Origin of the sequence: Malaciobacter canalis, from assembly GCF_008000835.1 — a bacterium.
In the GTDB taxonomy this organism is placed as follows: domain Bacteria; phylum Campylobacterota; class Campylobacteria; order Campylobacterales; family Arcobacteraceae; genus Malaciobacter; species Malaciobacter canalis.
This window is the reverse complement of the sequence record NZ_CP042812.1, coordinates 1,667,401-1,693,000: the sequence shown is the minus strand read 5'-3', so window position 1 is coordinate 1,693,000 and position 25,600 is coordinate 1,667,401. Positions and strand designations below refer to the sequence as shown.

Genomic DNA, 25,600 nt, shown 5'->3' with positions numbered 1-25,600 from the left:
CTAAAATCCTATAAAAATTTTTTTATTAAGTATGGTGTAAATGCATAAGCTATAATAAGAGAGACTATAAGTGCAATTGGTACAAAAACAGGAAGTGGATTCATAAATTGTCCCATCATTCCACCAACAAAAAACATAGGTAAAAAAGTCATAATAATAGCTATTGTTGCAATATTTGTAGCATTTCCTATCTCATTTGTTGCATTAATAGAAATTATTGTAATATCAGAATTTGGACTCTCTTTTCTGTGCCTATGTATATTTTCAATAACAATTATAGCTGCATCAACTAACATACCAAGGGAAACAATTAGTGCAAAAAGTGTAATTCTATTTATTGTTTCATCAAGTAAAAATCCTATAAATAAAGTTAATGATAAAATCATAGGAACTGTAAGTGATACAATCATGGCTTCTTTAAATCCAAGTGTAAAAATAAGTAAAATGGCAATAATTACAATAGAAATCAAAAGATTTTTTACAAGAGAATTTACTGCATTATTTGCAGTATATCCATCATCTCGTGTAATTGTGTATTTGATATTTTCATTTAAAAGTTCTTGTTTAATATCTTGCATAAAAGAAAAAATCTTTTCATTAATATCAACAGAGTTTGTTCCTTTTAGTTTTGAAATCATCATGGTAACTTGAGCTGTTTTTTTAATTTCATTACCATTTTTTGTATATAAATAGGCTTCTTTATTATTTTGTATATCATATGATTTTTCAACTTTTGCAATATCTCTTAGATAAACTGCTGAACCATTTTTGTAGCTTATTATTAAATTTTGTATATCTTCTTTTGATTCAATTGCTTGTTTTATTCCAAAAACTATAAGTTCATTATTCTTTGTATTTCCTTGAATATTAGGAGTATTGTAAGCTAAAGCCTGAACACTTTTAACTACTTCATTTAATGAGAGTTTATATTGTGATATTTTATTTGAGTCTATAAAAATATTATATTGTTCTTTTTTCTCACCTTTTAATTCAATAAGAGCAACATTTTCTATTTGGTTGATTTTCTTAGTTAACTTATCTATTTTTTTAAATATCTCAGTTTGAGAAATCAGATTTTTCCCATTATCTTTTTTTGAATAAAAAGCAATTGTTGCAATAGGAATATCAGTATCGATATCCATGGTTTTAATAATAGGTGTTAGAGCTTCTTTTGGCATTAAATCCATATTTCTCATAACTTGGTCATATAGTTTCAAATTTGAACTTTCTTTATCTTCTCCAATAAAATATTGAACTTGGACAATTCCTACTGAATCTTTCGCAAATGAGTAAATATGTTCTATTCCTTTTATTTCTCTTAGCTTTTTCTCTAAAGGATCAATTATTACTTTTTGAACTTCACTTGGTTTTGCTCCTGGAAGTCCTACAATAACAGCACCACCACTTACTTTTATTTGTGGATTTTCTTCCCTTGGCATAATTGTAAGAGATATATAACCTAAAGCAAGTATTAAAAATATTGTAATTGCAGTTAGAGGGTGATTTATAAAACTAAGAGATAATCTACCCGCAATGTTTAAATTTGGATTTAAGTGTTTTGAAAAATCACTATTTTTCATCTTTAGTCCTATTTGTTTTAATTGTAAGTTTTGCATACATACCTGGATAAATTATTTGTTCTTTTTTATCAAAAGAGATTTTTACTATAAATGAGTGTGCTGTATTATCAATACTAGGTATTATTGCATCAATTTTTCCTATTGTGTTAAAATTAATTGAGGGAAAAGAAACTTCTACTTTTTGAAATTTTTTTATATTTACTAAATCACTTTCATTTATTGAAGTTTTTATTTTCAGATTTTGTAAATCAGTAAGTACTAATGCTATAGCTCCTGGCATAGCCATCTCACCCTCTTTAATACTTTTTTTTATAACCATTGAATCATTTGATGCTTTTACATTTAAATAGTTATATTCATTGTTTATTTGTGTAAGTTTTGCTTTTGCTATTGATACAAGGTTTTTTAAATTTAAAAGATTTAATTCAAGTTGTTCTAAATCATATTTAGCAATTAAGTCATCTTTATATAATCTTTTATATCTATTATAGTTTAGCTTTACATTATCAAGTTTATTTTCTAAAATAGTAAGATTAGCTTTGGCTTCATTTTTTAAAGAGTCTAATTCTGAAGAATCAATTTTATATAAAAGCTGATTTTTCTTTACAAATGAACCCTCTTGCACAAATACTTTTTTTATATAACCAAAGTGTCTACTTGTAATAACTTTTTCATTATTTGATATTACAGTACCTGATGTTTCTATATCATTTGCATAAGATGAGATAGCTAATAAGACAATCAATAAAACTTTTATCATTTTAATCCTTCAAAATTTATATTAATAATTTTTGCAATATTTGCTATAGCTAAAGCTTTTGCAAATTTTGCTTGTATAAACTCTATTTTTGCTTGTTCATATTTTGCTTTTTGTTCAAGTAAATTAGTCATTGATATTAGGTGGTTTTTATACATTTTTTCAGACTGTTTAAAAATCAAACTGGTAAGATTTAAAAATTGTTCTTTCTCTTTTTGAATTACTTTTTTAGATTTTAAATTTTCAAGAGCATTTGATAACTCTAATCTTACATAATCTTTTTGTTTTTCATAGTTTATTGAAGCTTTATGATGTATTATTCTATTTTTTTGATAATTTACATCTCTTGTATTATCAAAAAGTGTATATTTTACAGCAATTACAGCATTATAATAATCTTTTTCATCTGAAAAATTTACTCTATTATCATTATATCCATACTCTAAATGAGAATAAACTTGGGGATAGTATGAACTTTTTGCAATATCAATATTTTTTTTAGTAATTTGTTTATATAGCTTCATTGCTTTTAGTTCATCTTTTTGATTTAAAGCCTTTGTTAAAAGTGCATTTTTGTTTAAAAAATCTAAATTAAAACTTTTAAATGATTTTACATCGTTTATTTTATCATTTGAACTTAAAAACCTAAGGTATGCTAAATTAAAATTTAAACTCTTTTTTGCTTCTGATAACTTTGAATTTATTTCATAAGTATAAGCTTTTGCTTGTTTAACATCAATTGATGTTATTAATCCTTCTTTATGAAAAGTTTGTGCTCTTTTAAATACTTCATTAATTATATTTTTTGATTCTTTTAAAGCTTTAATATACTCTTTTGCTACTACTGTGCTATTGTAGGCTTTAAAAACTTCAAGTGATAATTCAGTTTTATTCATATTGTGTTTTAATTTGTTAATTTTTTTTTCAAGTTTTAATATATCTTTTTGTGTTTTTATTTTGTATCCTGTAAATAAAGGAATATCATATGTAAGTTTTGTATTTATATTTGTTCTACTTGAGGGATAATTTAAATCTTTTGGTTGAGTATTTATAGGTTCACTCATTTGTGCAAATCCAAAATCTTTAAAAGTTGCTTCTCTTGAAGATAATTTTGAATTAAATACATAACCTGAATGATTAGTTCTATTTGTTTCATTTATGATTGAGAGTTTTCCAAAATTTAGTGCATCTATTTCTTTAATATTTAGTTCACTAAGATTAATATTTAGTTTAGAAGTTTTCAAATCTTTATTATTTTTTAGAGTATAAGACAGTAACTCATTATAACTTACACTTTGTGCAAAAGAAAATGAGACAATAAAAAAATATAAGCTTAGTTTATGCATTGTAACTCCACATATTATAATATGGTTTATTATATTGCATAAAGATAAAAACAAATGTTAAAAAAAGTAATTAATAGTATAAAATTTGATTATATTACTAACACTTATATTTATAATTAAATATTATTATTTAAAGGATTGGGCAAGATTCCCTATAATTAAAAACCATCCATCAATTACAATAAAGAAAATAAGTTTAATAGGCAAGGATATCATAACAGGTGGAAGCATCATCATACCAAGACTCATTAAAATAGAAGATACAATAATATCAATAACCAAAAAGGGCAGAAATATCAAAAAACCTATTTCAAAAGCAGTTCTAAGCTCACTTACAATAAATGCAGGCATTAGTAAAGTTAAAGGTACTTCATCTATATTTTTAGGATTCTCTTCTTTTTTTATTCTATAAAATAAAGCAAGGTCAGTTTCTCTTGTATTTTTAATCATAAACTCTTTAAAGGGTTTAACACCTTTTTCAAAAGCTACTTCATATCCTATTTTTTCATCCATATAAGGAACTATTGCATCTTCCCACGATTTTTTTGCATAAGGTTCCATAATAAAAAAAGTCAGTATTAAAGCCATCGATACAATAACTTGAGATGGAGGAGTTTGCTGTAATCCTAAAGCTTGTTTTAAAAGTGAAAATACGATTAAAAATCTTGTAAAACTTGTTACCATTAAAATTAAACTTGGTGCAAGTACTAATAAGGCTAGTATAATTGCTATATTGATTGTTTTTACAAATTGTGCTGGTTCTTCAAGTGCTGCAACAGATAAGTTTACAATTGGGGGTGAATCTGCTGCAAATATAAGCGATGTAAAAAGCAATAAACTAACTAGTATTTTCAAATCATATCCTCTTTTTTTCTGTGCGAAATAATAACTAAAAAAGCATTAAATACCTATTTTTTAATATATCCTAAATCATATAATTTATCATATATTTTACTAACCATTGGTCCAGCAGCTGAACCACCATGACCTCCATGTTCAATAAGTGCAACCACTGCGTATTGGGGATTTTCGTATGGTCCATAAGTGTTAAGCCATGCATGTGAACGATGGTAATACTCTAATTCACTCTCTTTCATTCTTTTTTTCTCTGATTGTGGAATAGAGATAACTTGCGCTGTTCCTGTTTTAGCAGCAATTGTTACTTTTGATCTTATATGTCTTTGTGCTGTACCAAACCTTTTATTTGCTACATCATACATACCTTGTCGAATAATTTTAAGATATTCTGGATCTGTTGGAACTTCTACTGGTTCTTCATGATTATCTTTATAAAAATGTGGTCTTGGTAGTTTTCCTGTTGCTAAAAAGGCTGTATATCTAGCAACTTGCATTGGAGTTACTAAAGTATAACCTTGTCCAATTGAACTAATTACAGTTTCTCCTATATACCAAGGTTGATTATATCTCTCTCTTTTCCAATTTTTGTTTGGATTAACACCTATAAATTCATTTATTTGATCAATACCTGTTTCTTGACCAAATCCATATTTTTCCAAAGTTTTAGAGATTTTATTTATTCCAACTTTTAAGCTAGCTTTATAAAAGAAATCATCGCAACTTTCTCTAAGTGCTTTTCTAAATCCCGTTCTTCCATGACCTGTTTGTTTCCAACACCTAAACTTTCTATTTCCTATTTGTAACTCACCATTACAATAAACAGAGTAACTTGGAGAAATACCATGTTCAAGTAAGGCTAAAGCTACACCCATTTTATGAACTGAACCTGGAGGGTATAAACCGTTTACTAGTTTATTTGTAAAGGGGTGATCAAAACTATTTCTCATCTCATCCCAATCTTTTTGAGAAATACCTCCTACAAAAATATTATTATCAAACTCAGGAAAAGACGCAGCAGCTAAAAGCTCTCCATTATTTACATCAATAACTATAACAGCACCACTTTTGTGCGTAAAAATTTTTTGAATATATTTTTGAAGCTCTATATCAATTGTAAGTTTTAAGTTATTATCTTCATTTGGTTTTTTCTCTTTTAGTACTTCAAGCTCTTTATTTAATGCATTTACTTTGATATCTTTATATCCTAGTGTACCTTGTAGTTTTTCATTATAGTATTTCTCTAAACCATTTTTTCCAACAATCCCACTATATTTTGAAAGTTCGTTATTGTTCATATTCTCTCTTGAAGCTTTTCCCACATATCCTATAATATGAGAAGCAGCATTATGAAAGGGATAATATCTTTTTACAGATGGTTCAACTTTTATATCTTCTATTGAGTTAAATAGAGTGAATTTTGAGAAAAAATCATCATATGCAATGTAATCTATTAAGTTTACATAATCATGTTTATATGGCGAATCTAATTTTTTATATCTTTTTAATAACTCATCTTCTTTATATTCAGGGAAGTGTTTTGCAATAATTTTTACAATATTATGTAGCTTTTGTTTATTTTTATATGATTTTAGATGTGGTTTTACTGTGATTGAAAACCCTAAGTTATTTATAGCTAATGGTATGCCATTTCTATCTTCAATTAGACCTCTTGATGGTGCTTGATATACTCTTTTTATATAATTTTGTTTTGATAATTGTTCATAATATGTATTTGATTTAATACTTAAAAAATAGACCCTTGATAATAAAATTATCATAAGAGTACCAATAAATAGCAAAATAAAATTTAATCTTCTCATATCATTAATCCAACAATTATAAAATCTATTACAATATTAATAAAAATAGTAAAAAAAAGTTCATATGAATATGTATTATTCATAATATATAAAATAGTAAAACCAAAATAAAATACTAATATATAAATATAATCATTAAGTTGTGAAAAAGATACTACTCTTTTTATATATGAAGCTATAAATGCATATACAAAAAAACTTAATAAAAGTAAACTAAAAGGTTTAAATCCATTATTTAACTCCAAAAATAGCATCGCTAGTGTTAGAAAAAAGGCGCTATAATAGTATTCTCTTTTTATGGTATGCATAAAAGTTAAAAATAGAACACCTATTAAAAATATTGGGTTAAAATAGATTGATGAAATAAAGTTTACTATAATTGTAAAAAAAAATACAAAAACAACTGTTAAAATATTATCAAAAATGTTTCTTTTCATTTGGCCATATTACTTCTTTTATTGATGGTCGATTATATTATAATAACTCTTATACTTATATCAATAAAGCTCTTATTTCTCACTATTGTCTCTATTTTTCTTTGTTAAATCATAAATAAAGCTAAATATTTGTGCAACTGCTTTGTACATACTATCTGGAATCTCTTTATCTATATCTAACTTTGAAAGAAGTTCTATTAAATCTTCGTCTTTTTTTATTGGAAGTTCATTCTCTTTTGCAATTTTTATGATATTTTTTGCAACATGATCTTGACCTTTTGCTATAAGTCTTGGAGCCTTATCTTTTTCTAAATCATATTTAAGTGCAGCTGCTTTTTGAATTTTTTGTTTTTCCATGTTATGCTCTTATATTTAGTCCCATTTGAAGTTCACTACTTTTTTGAGAATAGATATTTTGAGTTGTTTCTTGCTCTTTTTTTCTTTTCTCTAAATCAATTAGTTTAATATCCATAGGAATTAAACCAACACTATTTAGTGATTGTTTTAATTTTGTCAAGTGTTCTCTTAAAAGTTTTTTGAAAACATCTCTTGATGCAAAAACTGTTAAATCAATTTTATTTTTTTCATATAAAGCTAGAAGTAGCTGTACTTGTCCAAAATCTTTAAGTGTTAAATTGATCTCACAATAAAACTTTTTTTCATTGATTTTTTTCATACTTATTGAACCATCTTCTAACATATCCCATAAAAAAGGCAAATAAACATAGTTTGAATTTGAGCTTAAAGATAGTAACTGATAATAATCAACTTGAAAAAGTAGTTTATCTATATTTTTAGAAGCCTCATTAAGAGATTTTGTTTCTAAAGATTTTGAAGCAAGCTCTTCTTGCATTTGTAAAAGTATACTTTTCATATCATTTTGAATTGTACTATTGTCATTTTTAATGTTTTGCAAATTTGTTGCTGTTAAGATACCTTCTTTTAGACTATTTTCTATTTTATCAACTGTTTTTAATATTTCATTTTGTAAAAATGAAGAGTTAGGATTACTTGAAATATTAGAAATAGTCTCTTTTAAATTTAATAAAAGACTATTTATATTTGATAAAAAATTACTTTGAAAAGTTGATAAGCTATTATTTTGTGATTGAAGTAGTTTAAAATCAGCTGGTAGCTCTAAATTATCAAAAAGATTTTGCATATTCAAAAGTTTATCGATTGTTTGAACTAAAACTTTTGATTGTATAGTATTGTTTTGTAAAAGCTCATTTTTTAATAGGTTTAAGCTCTCTTTTATTTGATTTAAAACATTTGCTTTTTCATTTGTTACTATTTGATTATTTTGAATTTTATTTTCAATTGAAACAATATCATCATTTAAATTTTTTAATTGATTTATTAAATTTGAAATATTTGTATTTAAAGTAGAGCTATTTTTCATCTCTGTACTAGTTAAAAGTTGGTTTAAAAGTGCTTTTGGCTCTAAGGTATTATTATTTGAAAAAATATCTTTTTGAGCTAAGATATTATCTATTTGCCCTAGTAGTTTTTGTGGTTCAATATTTTTGTTTATTAATACTTCAGTTTTTAACTGAGATAAAACATCTTTTAATTGGTTTGTTATTTGTTGTTTTTGTTCATTTAAAGATTGTAGATTTAAACTATTTAGATTTGTATTTTGCAAAGTTTGAGTTAACTTATTTGCTATTTCTTGAAGATTTGTATTTTTTATACTACTACTTTGAAAATCTAAAGAAGAGAGTATATTTGATAAACTACTTTTTACTTCTTGTTGATTAAAATCCATATTTTGTAAACTAGTTAAATTTCTTAATACATTGGCTGATTCTAAGCTTTTTATTTGTGAAAGTTCAGTTTTTAAAACTGTTATTAAATCTTTTATATTTTGTGTATTTGAACTATTTTGAAGTTTTGATTCAATTAGTTGAGCATCAACATTTATGCTTTTTAATTGATTTGTTAAATTATTTAGAGTTTGTACATTTTTATCACTTAAATTTTTTGAAGCCTCTTGCAGTAAGTTTATCATTGATTTAATATCAGATTGCATAGAGCTTGCTGTTTGATTAGGGCTTGTACTTAATTTTGAAATAATTTCATTTATCTGCTGTGCTTGTGGTGAATCTAAATTTTTTATTATATTTTTTATTTGATTTAACAGCTCTAGTAGTTTTGGTGGTAAGTTTGAACTGTTTGCTTTTTCTAAGATTTTTGATTCTAAAAAAACTCCTGATTTTGAAAGTAATTCTTTTAAATTATTCTCATTTACATTATCTATTTGTGTTAAAAATGACTCAAGCATAGGCTTGTATTTACTAAAAGAGGGTTCATTTGCTACTTGTGATAATAGTGTTTTTAAAGTATTTGTAAAACTTCCTAGGTCTTTAAATAGTGTAGAGTTTTTAAGTATATTTTGAATAGTTTCATTATTTTTATTTCCACTTTTTATATCTTCAAATAGATTTTTTAATACATCTTGAATAGATGAATTATTTTTCATCATACTATCTAGTGCTTTTGAATCAGCTTCTTTTAGCACATCTTTTAGTAGCTTATTGTCTTGGTTTGGTAAAAGAATATTTAAAAGTGAATTATTTCCAACTAACATAAGATAAAGTATAGCATAAATTTTCAATTTTTCTCAAATTGACTTATACAGTTTGTTTTTGTAAAATGATTTATCTATTTATAAAGGTTTAAACTTATGCAATATGATGTAGTAGTAAGTATTGATGGCTTTGAAGATGAAAAAGGCTTTGTTCTTGAAAAAGTCGATGATTTTTTTTCAATTATAAAAGGTGTAGAAACTGAAGCTACATTAAGACTTATGAGTTTTGGAGCTTTAAAATCTTTAAACTTTGAATTACCCGATGAGTTTAAACAAAAATTAGAAATAACTGCTATTGAAGAGATATCTATTTATTATATTTTTGTATTACAAACACAAAATAATGACAATGGATTAAATACTTTTGCTCCAATAATTACTAATGATAAAAGAAAAAAAATGGGACAAATTCATCTTGATTTAAAAGAGCTTGGACTAGATGGTTTAAATGATTTCTTACCAAGTTTTTAAAGTATTGCAATTTGTAATAATTTATATAGTATAAAAAAACTTTTGGTATAATCTTTTTAAAATTAGTAAAAGGATTATAATGCAAGATATAACTATTTGGCACAATCCAAGATGTAAAAAATCAAGAGATGCATTAAAACTACTTGAAGAGAAAAACTTAGATATTAAAATAGTAAAATATTTAGAACAAACACCAAATGAACAAGAGATAAAAGATGTTCTTTTAATGTTGGGAATTGCTGCAAAAGATCTTATTCGAACAAAAGAGGCAATTTATAAAGAGCTTAATTTGAAAAATGTAACAAATGAAGAAGAGCTTATTAAAGCAATGGCAAATAATCCAAAGCTTATAGAAAGACCTGTTGTTATAAAAAATGGAGATGCTGTAATTGCAAGACCTAAAGAAAATATACAAAAGTTGTTTATGTAATGCATGAAAAACAAGAAAGAATTAAATATATAAGAGTTTTAGAGAAGTTTTTTACTAGAACACTATCTTTACTTAGGTTAGATGATTTTAATACACAGCTATTTATTCAAAGGACTAAAAAAAACTTTGAAGATTTAAATAGAGTAAAATCAGTTGATTTACACTCAAATTATTTGAGTGAACTTAAAAATTTTATCAATAAAACAATGAGTTATATAAACAATCCAATAGATGATTTTCAAGAACAACGATTAACATTATTAAAAGATGCTAATTTACTTCAAAAAGAGAAAAATAAAAAAAACTATAAAAAACAGAAGCATAAAAAATCAAAATATGATGATGGATATTAATGGAAGAGCCAAAAAGTTTTAAATTATCAGGAGTAATAAAAAAAGTATTTTATAAAAATGATGAAACAAAATTTATATCAGCAGTTTTAGAAAACAATCAAAGAATTTGTGGTGTTTATTTTGATACTGATATTGAAAAAATTGTAGGAGAAGAGATAGTTCTTACTGGTAATTGGGTAACACATAAAAAATATGGTGTTCAATTTATCTTTGATACTTTAGAAATAAAAGAAGCTGAGCTTTATTTTTTTTTAACAAAGATTGTAAAAGGAATAGGGCAGAAGTTTGCAAAAGAGTTATTAGAAGAATATACAGAAGAAGAGTTAATAAAAGTTTTAAATGAAACTCCTGAAAAACTTTTAAAATTCAAAGGTATAAAAGAAAAAAAATTAGAAAAGATAGTATCATCTTGGCAAAAATTTCAACACTTAAGAGAGCTTGGAAGTTTTCTTTCAAAGTATGGAGTTAGTTCAAGCTTAATTACTAAAATATACTCAAATTTTGGTGAAATTGAAGATATAATTGAAAAAATCAAAGAAAATCCATATATATTAATACATATTAAGGGAATAGGCTTTAAAAAAGCTGATGAAATAGCTAAGTCTTTAGGGATTGATGAGCGCTCAGAATTTAGAATAATGGCTTGTTTAAATTATACATTAAAAGAGTTTTGTGATAACAATGGAAACTCTTCAATTGACAAATATCATTTATACAGGCTTTTAGATGAATCTTTAGGTTTTAGCAATGAAGAGATGCTTTATGAAAATAGTATTGTTCAAATGCTTGCAAATGAAGAGTTATTTACTACAAAAGAGAATAGAGTTGCTATTTCAATGCTTTACAGAGCAGAAAAAAAGATATTGGAATTTTTCAAAAGACGAAAAGACGAAAGACATCTGAAAAATATAGTATCTAATATAGATGATTATTTAGAAAAAAAAGAGAAAAGTCTAGGGTTTAATTTAAGTCCTGAACAAAAAAAAGCGGTTAAACTTATAAATGAAGGTCAAAATACACTATTTTTAATAGGTTATGCAGGAACAGGAAAATCTACTTCAAGTAGAGCTATTTTGGAATTATTAGAAGAGATTGTTGGATATGATGATATTATTACAATTGCATTAAGTGGAATTGCAAGTCAAAGAATTTCTGATACTACAGGATATGAAAGTTGCACAATTCAATCACTTTTAGTAAAACATAAAGAGAAAGATTTTTTTCCATATAAAGTTGTTTTATTAGATGAAGCCTCAATGGTTAATTCTGTTACTTTTTACCAAATTATCTCAAAAATTAGTGATGATACAATCTTTATAATTGTAGGTGATGATGGTCAATTGCCTGCTATTGGTGCTGGAAATATTCTTTCAGATGCAATTAAATATAATCTTGCTTCAATTTGTAAACTAACAAAGATTTATAGACAAAACGAAAATCAAGCAATCGCAGTTATTGCAAATGATATAAGACAAGGAAAAGTACCAAGCTATAAAGAAAATTATGAAGATTTTAAGTTTATTGATGTATCAATTGATAACTATTATGCTATTAAAAATTCAGTCTCTTCTAATGATTTTGCTTCAATAAGAGTTCAAAACTCAGATATGATATTAAATAATATCTTGAATATTTCTGCAAGTTATATTGAAAGATTTTATAGATTAATTAAAAATAAAGATATTTCAAAAGCATTAACACTTTTTCAAGTTATTACGCCTATGAAAAATGGAACTTTAGGTGTTGAGAATTTAAATATGCAACTTCAAAAATTATTTAATAGTTCAAGGGAACAGTCTGTAAAAACAAGACTTTATGAATATAAATTAAGTGATAAGGTAATTCATATTAAAAATGAGAACATGAAATGTCAAACTATGAGTATGTATAAATCTAATTCTCAAGATTTTTTAGAAAGACGAGTTTTTAATGGTCAATTAGGTTTGATTATTAAACTTGATTTTGATGAAAAAAAATGTATTGTTTTATATCCAAATGATGATATGGTAGTTTTTTATGATATGGATGATTTAAGCTCATTATTGTCTTTAGCATACTGCTTAACTATACATAAAACACAAGGAATGGAGTATGATAATGCTTTAATACCTATGAGTTTTTCTCATTATATTATGCATAATACAAAGCTTTTATATACAGCAATTACAAGGGCAAAAAGTATGTGCTATATTGTAGGAGAAGATGATGCTTTTAAAGGCGCTTGTAAAAGAATAGAAACCACAATAAGAGAATCAGTTATAAATGACTTGATGCAAACTACAATTTAACGTAACTAAAAGCAACTTTTCTGTAATATATATTGAAAATTTTTAGAGGAATATATTATATGATAACTTGGATGCAAAGACATAAAAAGTGGCTAGTAAGTACTATTTGGATTAGTACAATAGCTTTTGTTGGTGCTGGATTTGTAGGATGGGGAAGCTATGATTTTGGTAAAAAAAGTGGAGCAGTTGCTGTAGTTGGTGATAGAGAAATTACAGTTAATGAATATCAAAGAGAATATTCTGCTTTATATGAACAATATTCAAGAATTTTTGGAGATGATTTTAGTAAAGAGATGGCAGAAAAGCTAAAACTAAAAGATTTAGCATATAAAATGTCTATTGAAAAAAATCTTATTTTATCATACGCTGATGAGCTAGGTTTAGCAGTTACTGATGAAGATATTGCTAAAGAACTTTTAAAATATGATGCATTTATTATAAATGGTAAGTTTGACAAAGATACTTATATTAAAGTTTTAAATAGAAATGGTACAACTGCAACTGAGTTTGAAGACTCTTTAAAAAGAAATACTTTACTTCAAAAGATTGAAAAGCTTTTCGAAGTTTCTGCTACTGATACAGAAATAAAACTTTTAAATCAACTTTTATTTTTAGAAGATAATGTTGATATTAAAATTTTAAATAAAGAAAATATTACTGTTTCATTAAATGAAGAAAAAATTAAAGAGTATTGGGAAAAAAATAAAGTAAATTATATGTCAGATAATTCGTATGATATTGATTATGCTATTGTTGATATAAAAAAAGCTAAACACTCTTTAGAAGATATGCAAAGCTATTATGAAAACTTTAAAACAGATTTTAGAAAAGAAAATGATAAAATAAAAAGTTTTGAAGAAGCAAAAGATGATGTTCAATTTGCACTTGATTTAAAAGATACAAAAAAAGATGCTTTAAGAGAGTATATAAAGTATAAAAAGGGTGAGAAAGATTTTACAAAGAATATAGTATTTTATGAAAATGAGTTACCATATGGTGAAAATAATACAATAATTAAAAAATCTAAAGCTGGTGACTTGAAAAAACCATTTTTATATAATGATAAATTTATTATTGTAAAAGTTAATAAAAAAATCTTTCCAAAACAGTTAAGTTTTGAACAAGCAAAACAAAAAGTAACACAAGATTTTATAAATAATGAAAAAACTTTAAAATTAAAAGCACTATCTAAGAAAGAGTTAGATAATTTTAAAGGTATAAATATAGGTTGGATTGACAGAACATCAGTTTCAAATATAAATGGTTTAAATGAAATGGAAGCTTCACAATTTTTAAATAAGTTATTTGGAACAGATACTAAAAAAGGTCAAATTGATTTAGGAAATAAAGTTGTACTTTATAAAATTAACGATTCAAGATTTGCAAATTATGATAAAACACGAGATGAAAGTATCAAGCAAACTGTTGAAAATTTACAAAATACAGAATTAATGAATAATCTAATCAAAAGACTTGAAAATAGATATGAAATTCAGTCTTCACTAAAGACAAAGGAATAGTAATTGAGTAATAAGACTCTTTTAGCCATAGATGTTGGTTCTACTAGTATAACAGCAGTAATAGCAAAGAATAACTTAGATGGCAAAATAAATATATTAGGTACGGGAACAAGTAAAAGTGAAGGTATAAATAAAGGGTCAATTACAAATATTGAAGTGGCTTCTAAAGCTATTAAGAATGCAGTTAATATAGCAAGAGGAAGTACATCAGAAGTAATTGACTCCTCTGTTATATCTATATCTGGCGCATATACAAAGGGTTTAAGAAGTTTAGGTTCAGTAAATGTTCCAAATGGTCTTATTACTGAAACTGAAATAAATCAAGTTATGCAAATGGCTTTATATAATGCAACTATTATTCCAGAATATGAAGTAGTACATGTATTACCAATATTTTTTAAAGTTGATGATTCAAAGGATGTTGAAAATCCTTTAAATATGAATGGTTCAAGACTTGAAGTGTCTGTTTATATTGTTACAGCTAAAAGAACAGCACTTACAAATGTAAAATCTGCGTTAAAACAAGCAGGCATTGAACTTACAAACTTTGTATTAGATGGATATGCAAGTGCCATATCACTTTTAGATGAACAACAAAATAAGTTTGGAGCTACTGTTATTAATATAGGAGGAACAACAACTGAATTTGTCTCTTACAAAGGTAGCTCAATTGTATTTAATGGCTTTATACCTGTAGGTTCAAATCATATAACAAATGATTTATCTGTTATGCTACATACTCCTCCAAATGCAGCTGAAACATTAAAAATAAAATATGGTAATTTACTAAAATCAAATGAAAATGAAGATTTAACTATAAAGAAAGTCAAAATTCCAAGAATTGGGGATGAACAAAGTACATCTGAGGTTTCATTGGATCATATTCAAACAATAATTCATGCAAGAGTAGAAGAAATTTTAGTACTTGTAAGAAACAAATTAAGACAAAGTGGGATACAAGAAAATATAGGAGCAGGTATTGTGATAACTGGTGGTATGAGTCAGTTATCAGGAATAAAAGAGCTTGCAACAAAAGTATTTGAAAATACTCCAATAAAAATTTCAAATCCAATTAATATTAAAAATGGATATATGAATTTTGATGACCCAACACTATCAACAACTGTTGGACTTCTTTTTTATGGTCTTGATGATAATAGAGCTTATGAATTAGATTCTAATAAGAAACTAATGAAAAGAGCTATAAAAAAAGAAGAGCTTACTATTCCTCCTATTCAAAAAGAGGAACCAGTAATAAAAGAAGAGAAGCTAAAAGAAAAAATCAATGAGACTTTAGAAAAAGAAGACAATACTAAACTTCCAACACTATCTAAAAAAGATAAAGGAAGAGGTATGTCTAGATTCTGGAGTAAAGTTTCGGAGTGGTTTTAATGGATAATTTATTTAATGTGGATGATATTACAGTGGAAATGCCTAATCAAACAATCGGAGAAAATATAGCTAAGATTTCAGTAATTGGAGTTGGTGGAGGTGGTTGTAATATGATTAACCACATGATCCAAGAGGGAACTCATAAAATTGACTTAATTGCTGCAAATACAGATTTGCAAGTATTGAATATTTCAAGAGCACCTAAAAAAATACAGTTAGGAGTTAAGCTAACTAAAGGTTTAGGTGCTGGAATGAAACCAGAAGTTGGTAGAGATTCTGCCGTTGAGAGTTATGAAGATATTAAAAATGCTCTTAAGGGAACTGACATAATATTTATTGCAGCTGGTCTTGGTGGTGGAACTGGAACTGGTGCTGCTGCTATTATAGCAAAAGCAGCAAAAGAAGTAGGTGCTTTAACTGTTTCTGTTGTTACTAAACCTTTTACTTGGGAAGGTAAAAAAAGAGCAGGACTTGCAAATTTAGGTCTTGAAGAACTTAAAAAAGTAAGTGATTCAATAATTGTAGTTCCAAATGATAGATTGCTTGATATTATTGATGAAAATGTTGGTATGAAAGATGCCTTTAAAATTATTGATAATATATTATATCAAGCAGTAAATGGAATGAGTGAGGTAATCTTAAATCCAGGAAATTCAGATATCAATACTGACTTTGCAGATGTTAAAACAATAATGCAACACAAGGGTATGGCTCTTATGGGTATTGGTAGAGCAAAAGGTGAAGATGCTGCACTTAGAGCTTTAGAAGATGCTATTGATTCTCCTTTACTTGATAAAGTATCATTAAGTGGAGCAAAAGGTATTTTGATTCATTTTAATATTCATCCGCAGGTTTCGTTATTTGCTATTAATAATGTTATGGGTTCTATTCATGATAATATTGATTCAAATGCAGAGATTATCTTTGGTACTACTACTGATAGTACACTTCAAACTGATGAAGTTAAAATTACAATTGTAGCAACAGGATTTGAGTCTAAAAATGATACAGATGATGATTATGATAAAAATAGTGAAGGACAAGATAACTCAAATGCTAAGTTATCGGTAAATGATGAGAATTACTTAGATATTCCACCTCTTATGAGAGAGTATGTGGTTCAATATCAACTATAAATGAAGAGTTAATTACTCTTCAAATATAACTAAATCGTAAGAACTTTTTTTAATTACCAAAGCTTTAGAGCTTGGAACAACTCCAAAATTATTTACTTCTTTTAATCTATTTTTATATTTACTAACATCAGTTTCTAATTTTTCAATTTTTTTATTTAATCTTAAAATCAAATCAACACCTGCTAGATTTATGCCCAACTCTCTTGTAAGCGTTAAAACATATTTTATATGATCTATATCTTTTTGAGAATATAGTCTTATTTTTCCATTTGTACGAGAGGGCTTTATAAGTCCCTCTCTTTCATATTGTCTTAGAGTCTGCGGATGAATATTAAGTATTTGAGCAACCGCTGATATAAGGTAAACAGGTTCAGTGTATGCATTGTTTTCCATTGCTTACTCCTTTGGTAATTTCTCTTTTAACAATTCAATTAAATCTTCATCAAGTTCTTGAACTTTTGGAAGTTTGATATTTGCTTTTAAGTGAAGATCACCTCTTTTACCTATTTTTCTATTAAATACTCCAAGCTCTTTTACTCTGAATTTCTGATTTTGTTTTGTATTTTCAGGAACTTTTAGAGTAATAGTTTTATGTATTGTTTTAATCTCTACTTTTCCTCCAAATAGTGCTGTACTAAGTGGTATATCAAAAGATTTAGTTAAAGTATCTTCATCTCTTTCATATTCAGGACTAGGTGCTACATTTACTTTTATTATTAAATCACCTCTTTGAGAACCCAAGGCTTTTCCTTTACCTTTTGCTCTTATTTTTTGTCCATCTTTAATACCCTCTGGTATTTTAATATCAAAAGAGTCATTATTTAGTGAAATGTGTTGTTTCCCACCTAAGATTGATGTGTCAAATGCAATAGTAATTTGTGCATTCATATCTAAATCAGGCTCTTCATATCCACCAAATCCACTGTTACTAAATCCACCTTGACCAAAGGCACTAGAGAAACCAGAAGCTCCTCCAAAGCCACCTTGTTGACCGAACATCTGTCTTAGAATTTCATCCAAATCAATTCCTGATCCTGCTTGTCCTCTTGCAAAATCATGGAAGTTTTGACCTCCAAACATAGAATCACCAAATTGATCGTATTGTTGCTTTTTCTCAGGGTCACTTAAAACCTCATAAGCAGCATTAATCTCTTTGAATTTTTCTTCTGCTTTTGGGTCTTTATTTACGTCTGGGTGATATTTTCTTGCTAATCTTCTATAAGCTTTTTTTATTTCATCAACAGATGCGTTTTCATTTGTTTCTAGTGTTTCATATAAACTTTTTGCCATTTATACTCCATTTATAATTGTTTGTATTTTATATTATTATATCAAAAAAGTTGAGTCAATGTCAATCAACTTAAAGATAAAAGTTAGCAGTAATGACTCAATTATGCTTAGTCTAGTGGAAGTGTTAGCTTAAAGCATGCTCCATACATATTTGTATTTTTATAGTTAAAACTTTTATTATATGCTTCAATTCTTCCATTCATACTAATCTCTATTAATTGATGAGTCATATAAAGTCCAAGTCCTGTTCCTACATCTTTGTGTTTTGTTGTAAAGTATGGCTCAAAAATTTTATCTATAATTGCAGGGTCAATACCTTTTGCATTATCTTTGATTTTGATTATAAGGTTATTGTTTTTTATATATATTTTTACTAATATAAATCTTTTTGATAAATCTACATTTTTATCTATAAATGCATCTTTAGAATTGTTTATTATATTTAAAAATGCTTGGGTTAATTCATTTGGATAGTTTTTAATTATGCAATTATCATCACAATCTAAAACCAATTGTATTGATTGGTTTTTTAGTGTTCCCTCAAGAATTGATATATTTTTTTCTATATTATCTTTTATATTAAACTCTACTCTTTTTTTATCGATTTTTAAAAAGTCTCTAAAGTCATCGATTGTTTGTGATAAATGCTTAGAATTTCTTGTAATTGCATCAATTGATTCTATAAATATCTCATCTGTTAAAATTTCTAACTCTTTATGCATTTTAAGACCACTAGCAGCTGTTGTAATTGTACTTAAAGGTTGTCTCCACTGATGTGCAATATTTCCAATCATTTCCCCTAAAGCTGCCATTTTTGTTTGTTCTACTAAAAGCTTGTCTTTTCTTTTTATCTCACTTAAATCCATTACTGTTAAAATTTTAAATTTTTTGTTTTTTAATTTTGTATCTTTTATTTTAATTAAAGCAGGAAAAGTTGAACCACCTTTTCTTGACATTTTAATTTCAATTGGTTTATTTTTTATTTCAGATGTTTTTTCTAAAGATTTTGTATCGATAAATTCATAAATCTCTTTGTTTATAACTTCATTTTTCTTTTCATATTTAAAAAGTTCTAATGCAATATCATTTGCATTTGTACATTTATCATCTTCAAATAGAAAAATAGCTTCAAGTGTTGTATTTAATAATAAGTTTATCTCTTCAAGTGAATCTTCTAAACTATTTTTTGTTTTTTCTAATTCATGGTTTGTTTCACATAATAAAGTATTATCATAAATATATAAAAATACTAATCTTTTATCTTTATCATATGGTGTTATTGTTATTGCTTGTTGCATATTCTCAAAAACTTTATTTGCAACTTTATTTAACTCAATATTTAATAAATATTTATTTATTCCTGTATGGTAAAATGTTGAAGAGTTTAAAGCTAAAGAGGCTTTTATTTTTCTTTTTAAAGTATTTTCATTTATATCATAGAAAAAATCTGTTAATTTTTTTAACATTATCTCTTGAGATTTTATATTTGTTCTTGATTCTAACCAGCTATTCCAAAAATGAACATTTAATTGTTCATCTAATATTATTACACCATTGTCAACAGTATTACATATGAATTCAAATTTTTTTACTGGCATATTATATCTCATTAAGAATTTTATTTATAGTTTTTTTAATATAAGTAATTGATTTATCAGTTGTTAAAATCATTAGTTGCCCATCAATATCTAAATCTTCAAATTTAAGTCTTGTAGAAATTATAATTACATTTTGATATTTTTCAATAAATTGATTATCCAATTTGTTTATATTATCAAGTATTTTTACATCAGGCGGAGAAAAAGAGACCATTGCTTTCATATCTTCTGCTAATTTACTAATTGTTGAAGAAGAGAGTATATTTGTAATTTCTAAAATGATATCACAAAGCTCAATTTCTGTTATTTCATCTTCTTCTAAACCAAACTTTATTGCTATATTTTTTGCTGAATTATTATCAATTACAAATAGATTTTCTCCTGCAATTGGACCATTTATTTGTTGCATGCAAACAAAATGAGTTGAATTTAGATTTACTTCTTTACTCAAGTGATTTTTTAAATTTTTTGTTTTAATAACTTCAATTCTAGGAATACTTAAAGTAGCAAAAGCATCAAGAATTTCAGTAATTGCTGCTGTTGCTGAACCATATGCAATATTCATCAATTCTTGTAAACAATCTTTTTCATCTTCATTTAGTATAATTTCATTACTCATTACTTGGTTTCCTATAGAAATTTTTGAATTATTTGATTCATTTTTTCACTATTTATTGGTTTTTTAACAAAATCTATTGCACCAAACTCTCTTACTTTATCCATAGAAGTTTTTTGTATATCAGCTGAAACAACTATAATTTTAGCATCCTTATCATACTCTTTGATTCTTTGTAATGCTTCAAAACCGTCCATTATAGGCATTGTTAAATCTAAAAATACCACATCTATATTCTCTTTTTGGTAAGTAGCTAAAGCTTCTTCTCCATTATTAACTTCTATAATATTTGCTTGTAGATTTTCACTTAGTGTCTCTTTTATTGTTTTTATAGCAATTTTTCTTGCCATTTTTGAGTCATCTGCAACAAGTATATTCATAAATTAAGCCTTATTTTGTAATCATTCGTTATTACTAAATTTTATCCAAAAAATAGTTAAATAGGTATGAAAATGTTAAAAAAAGATGAATGGACACAAGAAGAGTTATTTAAATATGCCAAACTACTAGAAAAAGATGGTATAAAAGTGGTTTTGGTTGACACTATTTTAAAGCCATTAGCAAATATTGAATCAATTACATATAATCCTTTTGAAATGAAAGAGTATCCAAAAAAAACAGTATTTGTTTTTTATTGTGATACTGGAAAAACAACAAAAGAGAGATTGAACTTTTATAGAAAAAAATTTCCTGATTATACTTGTATTAGTTTAAGGGGTGGTAGAGGTTATTGGCGACCAAATTTTCAACTTCAAAAAGAGATTGAAAAAAATGTATAAAAGTTATGATTATATAATAGTTGGGGCAGGTATTGCTGGGGTTTGTACTGCATATTTTTTATCAAAATATAGTAAATCAGTTTTATTAATTGATAAAAATGATTGTTTATTAAGTGAAGCAAGTAGTGCAGCTGGAGCATTTTTATCTCCACTTTTAGGAAAAGAGAATCCTTTTAAAGCATTGGTATCAGATTCATTGGATTTTTCAATTGATTTTTATAAAGAGATATTAAAAGATGATTTTATAAATTGTGGTGTATGTCGTATTCCAAAAGATGAAAATGATAAACAAAAGTTTGAAGAGTATGAATCTTTTATGGATTTTGAGTATGAAAAAACAGATAAGGGATATTTTTTTGATATAGGTTCAAGAATTACACCAAAAAATTTTGCCCAAAAAATTAAAAATGAGTTTGAAACACTATTAAATTATAAAGTGTTTTCTTTAAAGCAAGATGAAAAGTTTATGTGGATTGTAAATGATGAGTTAATAACTTCAAATTTGATTCTTGCAACAGGTCATAATGTTAATTTAATTAAAGAAGATTATCTTAAAATTCGTCCTGTTTGGGGTCAAAAAATTGATATATTAACTTCAAGTATTAATTGTATTAATTATCACAAAGAGTGTTCTGTTAGTTCTTCTAGTAAACATGAAAATAATAGACACTTAATATCAATTGGAGCAACACATCATAGATTTAATGAATCAAGTGATTTAGAATGCAAAAAGTTATTAAAGGAAATTGAAGAAAAAAACAATGAAAAACTTTTGAGTCTAGCACAAGATATAATTAATCTTAAGGATATTGAAATAATTGATATAAAAGTTGGTGCAAGATCTTGTAGTGTTGATTATTTTCCAATGCTTGGAGAATTAATTGATAGTAAAGCAACTATAGAAAAATATCCTCATTTAGTAAATGGAAGTTTTGTTACTGATGATAAGTTAGTAAAGAAGAAAAATCTCTATATAATAAATGGAGTAGGTGGAAGAGGCTTTGTTTTATCTCCTTATTTAGCAAATAGTTTAGTAGAGTTTTTAATTAATAAAAAAGCTATTAATGAGTCTATTTTAACTAATAGATTATTTAAACGATGGGTTAAGAAAATAAAGTTAAATAATCGTTAATATGAATTTGATAAAATTTTTAAAAAAAGATAGGAATGTACAATGAAAAATATTTTAAAAATTGTAGTTTTAGGTGTAATTGCTTTTGGTATATTAGTTTATGCAACAGCAGATAAGCCAGCTGAAACTAAAACGCAAGTAAGTGATACAAGTTCATTAACTTTATCAAATTTACCAAAAGAGTTTGAAATTGTAGGTAAAGATGGAAAAGTATCAAAAGAAGATTTATTTCAAGCAGGTTCAAAGGCTTTGATAATTGTTGGAAATCATGACTCTTTATCAGTTGTAAGAGAGCTTCCAAAGTATTATGATGTTCAAATTCCTTATGTTATGGTTGCAAATATTTCAAGTGCTCCTTGGTTTGTAAAAAAGATGTTTATACCTGGAAAATTAGAAGAGTTAGTTGAGGGTAGAGACACACCAATGATTTATGATTTTGATGGTGATATGATTAAAGCTTTAGGTGTTACAGATAATGAAAAAACAACTTATATAGCATACTTAGTAAATGAAAATGGTTCAATCTCTAATGTATTTAAAGGAAGTGTAAAAGAGGGTGCTTTAGATGGCACTATGAGTGAAGAAGAGATGAAAACAAATCTTGCTTCATTGCTTGATTATATAAAATAATCATTTTAAAATAAAAAAAAGGCAAAAGTTTAAAACTTTTACCTTTTTTATGTTCAATTTAAAGATTAGATTGAATCAATTATATTATTTAGTGTAGCTGATGGTCTCATTGCAGCTAATGTTTTTGTATCATCAGGTAAATAATATCCACCAATATCTGATGGCTTACCATGATTTTCTACTAACTCTTTTACAATTATTTCTTCATTTTCACTAAGTTCTTTTGCAACTTTTTCAAATTGTGCTTTAAGTTCTGCATCATCATTTTGAGCTGCAAGTTCTTGTGCCCAATATAGAGTTAAATAAAAATGACTTCCTCTGTTATCAATAGAACCAAGTTTTCTTGCAGGTGATTTGTCATTTTCTAAAAATGTTCCTGTAGCTTTATCTAATGTATTAGCTAAAACTCTTGCTTTTTCATTATCTTGACTATTTGCTAAGTGTTCTAAAGATGCTGCTAATGCCATAAATTCACCAAGTGAATCCCATCTTAAGTAAGACTCTTCAACAAACTGTTGTACATGTTTAGGAGCAGATCCTCCCGCACCAGTTTCAAATAATCCTCCACCTTTCATAAGTGGAACAATTGATAACATTTTAGCACTTGTACCAAGTTCTAAAATAGGGAAAAGGTCAGTATTATAATCTCTTAAAACATTTCCTGTTACAGAAATAGTATCAAGTCCTTTTCTCATTCTTTGTAATGTTTTTTTAGTTGCTTCTAATGGAGTCATGATTGAAATATCTAAACCATTTGTATCATGTTGTTTTAAATATTCAGTTACTTTTTTTATTAATTGCGCATCATGAGCTCTATTTTCATCTAACCAAAAAATTGCAGGAGTATTTGAAAGTCTAGCTCTTGTAACTGCTAATTTTACCCAGTCTTGAATTGGTGCGTCTTTTGCTTGGCACATTCTAAAAATATCACCTTTTTCAACATCAAAAGAGAATACTTCATTTCCATTTTTATCTGTAACTTTAATAGTTCCATTATTTTCAGCTTGAAAAGTTTTATCATGACTTCCATACTCTTCTGCTTTTTTAGCCATAAGTCCAACATTTGGAACACTTCCCATAGTTTTTGGATCTAATGCACCATTTTCTTTACAATCATCAATAACTGCTTGAAATGTTGTTGCATAGCATCTATCTGGAATCATTGCTAGTGTATCTTCTTCTTTATCATTTGCATTCCACATCTTACCACCACCTCTAATCATAGCAGGCATAGATGCATCAATAATAACATCAGAAGGTACATGTAGATTTGTAATACCTTTGTGTGAATTAACCATTGCAAGTCTTGGTTGTTTTTCATAAATAGCAGCAATATCAGCTTCAATTTCAGCTTTTTTATCTGCATCTATTTTATCTAAGTAGTAGTATAAATCACCAATACCATTATTGAAATTAACACCTAATTCATCAAATAATTCTTTATGTTTCTCAATTAAGTCTTTAAAGTAAACTTTAACTGCATATCCAAACATAATTGGATCAGATACTTTCATCATTGTAGCTTTTAAATGTAGTGATAATAATACATCTTTTTTCTTTGCTTCATCAATTGCTTCTTGATAAAACTCTTGTAGAGCTTTTGCACTCATTTTTGTAGCATCAATAACTTCACCTGCTTCTAAAGGAGTTGAAGCTTTTAATACTTTTTCATTTCCATTTTCATCAATGAAAGAAATCTTAACATCATTCTCTTTTTCCATTGTTGCTGAAAGTTCAGAACCATAAAAATCATCTTTTTGCATATGTGCAACAGCAGTTTTAGAATCTTTTTTCCATTCACCCATTCTATGAGGATTATTTTTTGCATAATTTTTAACAGCACCTGGTGCTCTTCTATCAGAGTTTCCTTCTCTAAGTACTGGATTAACTGCACTTCCTAAAATCTTTGAGTATCTTTTTGTAATCTCTTCTGATTCATCATAGTTTGGTACATTAAAACCTTTTTCTTGTAGCTCTTTAATTGCAGCTTTTAATTGTGGAATAGAAGCTGATATATTTGGTAATTTAATTATATTTGCATTTGGATCTTGCGTTAACTCTCCAAGTATAGCTAAGTGATCGCTCATTTTTTGATCATCTGTTAGATTATCTGGGAAATTAGCAATAATTCTACCTGCTAGCGAAATATCTTTTGATACCATCTCAATATTTGAGCTTTTAGTAAAGGCTCTAATAATTGGTAAAAAAGAGTATGTTGCTAATGCTGGGGCTTCATCAACTTTTGTATAGATTATCTGTGATGTTTGTTTTGTCATATTTCTTCCTCATGTTTTAGTTCAATTAATTTAGGTTAAATCAACCAAATTCAAATGTACAATATAATAACATTTGTTTATTTGATAGCTTTTAAATCATGGCTTGTATTATAAGATAATGACATCTTTGTTTCATAAATTCACATTAACTATTTGACATTATCAAAAAGAGATTTTATTGATTTTGTATTTTCTTTAGAGTTGCTTTTAGGAAATACATAGAGTTCTTTTTTAGGGCTTTCTTTAGTTTTAGAATTGCTTTTTTTCTTTTGAATTTCTTGTTTTTTATCACTTGTTTTTT

At 26.4% G+C, this 25,600-nt stretch carries 24 protein-coding genes; 10 read left to right on the top strand and 14 right to left on the bottom strand.

What is annotated here, in order from left to right:
* Positions 1-8: 8 nt before the first annotated feature.
* The 8 genes from ACAN_RS14120 to ACAN_RS08280 all read right to left on the bottom strand — a co-directional run bounded on the left by ACAN_RS14120 (position 9) and on the right by ACAN_RS08280 (position 9,415).
* Positions 9-1,580 carry an efflux RND transporter permease subunit gene (locus tag ACAN_RS14120; RefSeq protein WP_099333417.1) on the bottom strand — a complete coding sequence of 524 codons (1,572 nt, stop codon included), beginning with the start codon at positions 1,578-1,580 and terminating at the stop codon, positions 9-11.
* The gene (locus ACAN_RS08310; RefSeq protein ID WP_079577729.1) at positions 1,570-2,340 is read right to left on the bottom strand and encodes an efflux RND transporter periplasmic adaptor subunit; all 771 of its coding nucleotides are present in this window, start codon (positions 2,338-2,340) and stop codon (positions 1,570-1,572) included. Before ACAN_RS08310 ends, ACAN_RS14120 begins: the two co-directional genes overlap by 11 nt.
* Positions 2,337-3,683 carry a TolC family protein gene (locus ACAN_RS08305; protein WP_099333416.1) on the bottom strand — a complete coding sequence of 449 codons (1,347 nt, stop codon included), beginning with the start codon at positions 3,681-3,683 and terminating at the stop codon, positions 2,337-2,339. The genes ACAN_RS08310 and ACAN_RS08305 overlap by 4 nt, the downstream gene beginning before the upstream one ends.
* Before the next feature lie 126 nt (positions 3,684-3,809).
* Entirely contained in the window at positions 3,810-4,538 is a 729-nt protein-coding gene (gene fliP, locus ACAN_RS08300; RefSeq protein ID WP_099333415.1) for a flagellar type III secretion system pore protein FliP, read from the bottom strand.
* A 53-nt stretch (positions 4,539-4,591) separates the two neighbouring features.
* Positions 4,592-6,361 (bottom strand): penicillin-binding protein 2, encoded by a 1,770-nt coding sequence (mrdA, locus tag ACAN_RS08295; RefSeq protein WP_099333414.1) that lies wholly within the window; start codon positions 6,359-6,361, stop codon positions 4,592-4,594.
* A complete protein-coding gene (locus ACAN_RS08290) occupies positions 6,358-6,798 on the bottom strand; it encodes a hypothetical protein (RefSeq protein WP_079577733.1) in 441 nt (146 codons plus the stop codon). The genes mrdA and ACAN_RS08290 overlap by 4 nt, the downstream gene beginning before the upstream one ends.
* Before the next feature lie 72 nt (positions 6,799-6,870).
* The gene (locus tag ACAN_RS08285; protein ID WP_079577734.1) at positions 6,871-7,155 is read right to left on the bottom strand and encodes an EscU/YscU/HrcU family type III secretion system export apparatus switch protein; all 285 of its coding nucleotides are present in this window, start codon (positions 7,153-7,155) and stop codon (positions 6,871-6,873) included.
* A 1-nt stretch (position 7,156) separates the two neighbouring features.
* Positions 7,157-9,415: a flagellar hook-length control protein FliK gene (locus tag ACAN_RS08280; RefSeq protein ID WP_099333413.1), complete on the bottom strand. Its 2,259-nt coding sequence runs from the start codon at positions 9,413-9,415 to the stop codon at positions 7,157-7,159.
* Between the two features lie 69 nt (positions 9,416-9,484).
* Between ACAN_RS08280 and fliW the strand changes: the two genes are divergently transcribed.
* The 7 genes from fliW (at position 9,485) to ftsZ (ending at position 16,978) form a co-directional block, all read left to right on the top strand.
* Positions 9,485-9,859: a flagellar assembly protein FliW gene (gene fliW, locus ACAN_RS08275; protein ID WP_099333412.1), complete on the top strand. Its 375-nt coding sequence runs from the start codon at positions 9,485-9,487 to the stop codon at positions 9,857-9,859.
* Positions 9,860-9,938: 79 nt separating this feature from the next.
* Positions 9,939-10,289, top strand: coding sequence for an arsenate reductase (glutaredoxin) (gene arsC, locus ACAN_RS08270; protein WP_079577737.1), 351 nt, complete (start codon positions 9,939-9,941; stop codon positions 10,287-10,289).
* Positions 10,289-10,642 (top strand): hypothetical protein, encoded by a 354-nt coding sequence (locus ACAN_RS08265; protein ID WP_099333411.1) that lies wholly within the window; start codon positions 10,289-10,291, stop codon positions 10,640-10,642. The genes arsC and ACAN_RS08265 overlap by 1 nt, the downstream gene beginning before the upstream one ends.
* Positions 10,642-12,930 carry an AAA family ATPase gene (locus tag ACAN_RS08260; protein WP_099333410.1) on the top strand — a complete coding sequence of 763 codons (2,289 nt, stop codon included), beginning with the start codon at positions 10,642-10,644 and terminating at the stop codon, positions 12,928-12,930. Before ACAN_RS08265 ends, ACAN_RS08260 begins: the two co-directional genes overlap by 1 nt.
* Positions 12,931-12,989: 59 nt before the next feature.
* A complete protein-coding gene (locus ACAN_RS08255; RefSeq protein ID WP_099333409.1) occupies positions 12,990-14,450 on the top strand; it encodes a peptidylprolyl isomerase in 1,461 nt (486 codons plus the stop codon).
* Positions 14,451-14,453: 3 nt separating this feature from the next.
* Positions 14,454-15,842: a cell division protein FtsA gene (ftsA, locus tag ACAN_RS08250; protein WP_079577740.1), complete on the top strand. Its 1,389-nt coding sequence runs from the start codon at positions 14,454-14,456 to the stop codon at positions 15,840-15,842.
* Complete coding sequence (ftsZ, locus tag ACAN_RS08245) at positions 15,842-16,978, top strand: cell division protein FtsZ (RefSeq protein WP_079577780.1); 1,137 nt, start codon at positions 15,842-15,844, stop codon at positions 16,976-16,978. Before ftsA ends, ftsZ begins: the two co-directional genes overlap by 1 nt.
* Positions 16,979-16,990: 12 nt before the next feature.
* Here ftsZ and ACAN_RS08240 read toward each other — a convergent pair whose 3' ends face one another.
* From ACAN_RS08240 to ACAN_RS08220, 5 genes are all read right to left on the bottom strand, one after another.
* A complete protein-coding gene (locus ACAN_RS08240) occupies positions 16,991-17,371 on the bottom strand; it encodes a heat shock protein transcriptional repressor HspR (RefSeq protein ID WP_099333408.1) in 381 nt (126 codons plus the stop codon).
* A 3-nt stretch (positions 17,372-17,374) separates the two neighbouring features.
* Positions 17,375-18,268 carry a DnaJ C-terminal domain-containing protein gene (locus ACAN_RS08235; protein WP_079577742.1) on the bottom strand — a complete coding sequence of 298 codons (894 nt, stop codon included), beginning with the start codon at positions 18,266-18,268 and terminating at the stop codon, positions 17,375-17,377.
* Between the two features lie 107 nt (positions 18,269-18,375).
* Positions 18,376-19,866 (bottom strand): sensor histidine kinase, encoded by a 1,491-nt coding sequence (locus ACAN_RS08230; RefSeq protein WP_099333407.1) that lies wholly within the window; start codon positions 19,864-19,866, stop codon positions 18,376-18,378.
* Between the two features lies 1 nt (position 19,867).
* Positions 19,868-20,485 (bottom strand): chemotaxis protein CheX, encoded by a 618-nt coding sequence (locus ACAN_RS08225; RefSeq protein WP_099333406.1) that lies wholly within the window; start codon positions 20,483-20,485, stop codon positions 19,868-19,870.
* Positions 20,486-20,496: 11 nt separating this feature from the next.
* Positions 20,497-20,862 carry a response regulator gene (locus tag ACAN_RS08220; RefSeq protein ID WP_099333405.1) on the bottom strand — a complete coding sequence of 122 codons (366 nt, stop codon included), beginning with the start codon at positions 20,860-20,862 and terminating at the stop codon, positions 20,497-20,499.
* A 72-nt stretch (positions 20,863-20,934) separates the two neighbouring features.
* Here ACAN_RS08220 and ACAN_RS08215 point away from each other — a divergent pair, with 72 nt between their 5' ends.
* From ACAN_RS08215 to ACAN_RS08205, 3 genes are read left to right on the top strand one after another with little or no spacing between them, the layout of a single operon-like run.
* A complete protein-coding gene (locus tag ACAN_RS08215) occupies positions 20,935-21,261 on the top strand; it encodes a hypothetical protein (RefSeq protein ID WP_079577746.1) in 327 nt (108 codons plus the stop codon).
* Positions 21,254-22,393, top strand: coding sequence for an FAD-dependent oxidoreductase (locus ACAN_RS08210; protein WP_099333404.1), 1,140 nt, complete (start codon positions 21,254-21,256; stop codon positions 22,391-22,393). The genes ACAN_RS08215 and ACAN_RS08210 overlap by 8 nt, the downstream gene beginning before the upstream one ends.
* Positions 22,394-22,435: 42 nt before the next feature.
* Positions 22,436-23,023: a hypothetical protein gene (locus ACAN_RS08205; RefSeq protein WP_099333403.1), complete on the top strand. Its 588-nt coding sequence runs from the start codon at positions 22,436-22,438 to the stop codon at positions 23,021-23,023.
* A gap of 65 nt (positions 23,024-23,088) precedes the next feature.
* Here ACAN_RS08205 and ACAN_RS08200 read toward each other — a convergent pair whose 3' ends face one another.
* Positions 23,089-25,299, bottom strand: a complete 2,211-nt coding sequence (locus ACAN_RS08200) for an NADP-dependent isocitrate dehydrogenase (RefSeq protein WP_099333402.1) — start codon at positions 25,297-25,299, stop codon at positions 23,089-23,091.
* Positions 25,300-25,600 lie beyond the last annotated feature (301 nt).

What these genes read in the sequence shown, in the direction of transcription:
- ACAN_RS08200 (WP_099333402.1), bottom strand. Translation starts at nt 25,299, where the DNA reads ATGACAAAACAAACATCACAGATAATCTATACAAAAGTTGATGAAGCC.
- ACAN_RS08220 (WP_099333405.1), bottom strand. Translation starts at nt 20,862, where the DNA reads ATGAATATACTTGTTGCAGATGACTCAAAAATGGCAAGAAAAATTGCT.
- ACAN_RS08240 (WP_099333408.1), bottom strand. Translation starts at nt 17,371, where the DNA reads ATGGAAAACAATGCATACACTGAACCTGTTTACCTTATATCAGCGGTT.
- ACAN_RS08230 (WP_099333407.1), bottom strand. Translation starts at nt 19,866, where the DNA reads ATGCCAGTAAAAAAATTTGAATTCATATGTAATACTGTTGACAATGGT.
- ftsZ (WP_079577780.1), top strand. Translation starts at nt 15,842, where the DNA reads ATGGATAATTTATTTAATGTGGATGATATTACAGTGGAAATGCCTAAT.
- ACAN_RS08285 (WP_079577734.1), bottom strand. Translation starts at nt 7,155, where the DNA reads ATGGAAAAACAAAAAATTCAAAAAGCAGCTGCACTTAAATATGATTTA.
- mrdA (WP_099333414.1), bottom strand. Translation starts at nt 6,361, where the DNA reads ATGAGAAGATTAAATTTTATTTTGCTATTTATTGGTACTCTTATGATA.
- ACAN_RS08225 (WP_099333406.1), bottom strand. Translation starts at nt 20,485, where the DNA reads ATGAGTAATGAAATTATACTAAATGAAGATGAAAAAGATTGTTTACAA.
- ACAN_RS14120 (WP_099333417.1), bottom strand. Translation starts at nt 1,580, where the DNA reads ATGAAAAATAGTGATTTTTCAAAACACTTAAATCCAAATTTAAACATT.
- ACAN_RS08210 (WP_099333404.1), top strand. Translation starts at nt 21,254, where the DNA reads ATGTATAAAAGTTATGATTATATAATAGTTGGGGCAGGTATTGCTGGG.
- ACAN_RS08265 (WP_099333411.1), top strand. Translation starts at nt 10,289, where the DNA reads ATGCATGAAAAACAAGAAAGAATTAAATATATAAGAGTTTTAGAGAAG.
- ACAN_RS08260 (WP_099333410.1), top strand. Translation starts at nt 10,642, where the DNA reads ATGGAAGAGCCAAAAAGTTTTAAATTATCAGGAGTAATAAAAAAAGTA.
- ACAN_RS08255 (WP_099333409.1), top strand. Translation starts at nt 12,990, where the DNA reads ATGATAACTTGGATGCAAAGACATAAAAAGTGGCTAGTAAGTACTATT.
- ACAN_RS08205 (WP_099333403.1), top strand. Translation starts at nt 22,436, where the DNA reads ATGAAAAATATTTTAAAAATTGTAGTTTTAGGTGTAATTGCTTTTGGT.
- fliW (WP_099333412.1), top strand. Translation starts at nt 9,485, where the DNA reads ATGCAATATGATGTAGTAGTAAGTATTGATGGCTTTGAAGATGAAAAA.
- ACAN_RS08305 (WP_099333416.1), bottom strand. Translation starts at nt 3,683, where the DNA reads ATGCATAAACTAAGCTTATATTTTTTTATTGTCTCATTTTCTTTTGCA.
- arsC (WP_079577737.1), top strand. Translation starts at nt 9,939, where the DNA reads ATGCAAGATATAACTATTTGGCACAATCCAAGATGTAAAAAATCAAGA.
- ACAN_RS08310 (WP_079577729.1), bottom strand. Translation starts at nt 2,340, where the DNA reads ATGATAAAAGTTTTATTGATTGTCTTATTAGCTATCTCATCTTATGCA.
- ACAN_RS08290 (WP_079577733.1), bottom strand. Translation starts at nt 6,798, where the DNA reads ATGAAAAGAAACATTTTTGATAATATTTTAACAGTTGTTTTTGTATTT.
- ACAN_RS08235 (WP_079577742.1), bottom strand. Translation starts at nt 18,268, where the DNA reads ATGGCAAAAAGTTTATATGAAACACTAGAAACAAATGAAAACGCATCT.
- ACAN_RS08215 (WP_079577746.1), top strand. Translation starts at nt 20,935, where the DNA reads ATGTTAAAAAAAGATGAATGGACACAAGAAGAGTTATTTAAATATGCC.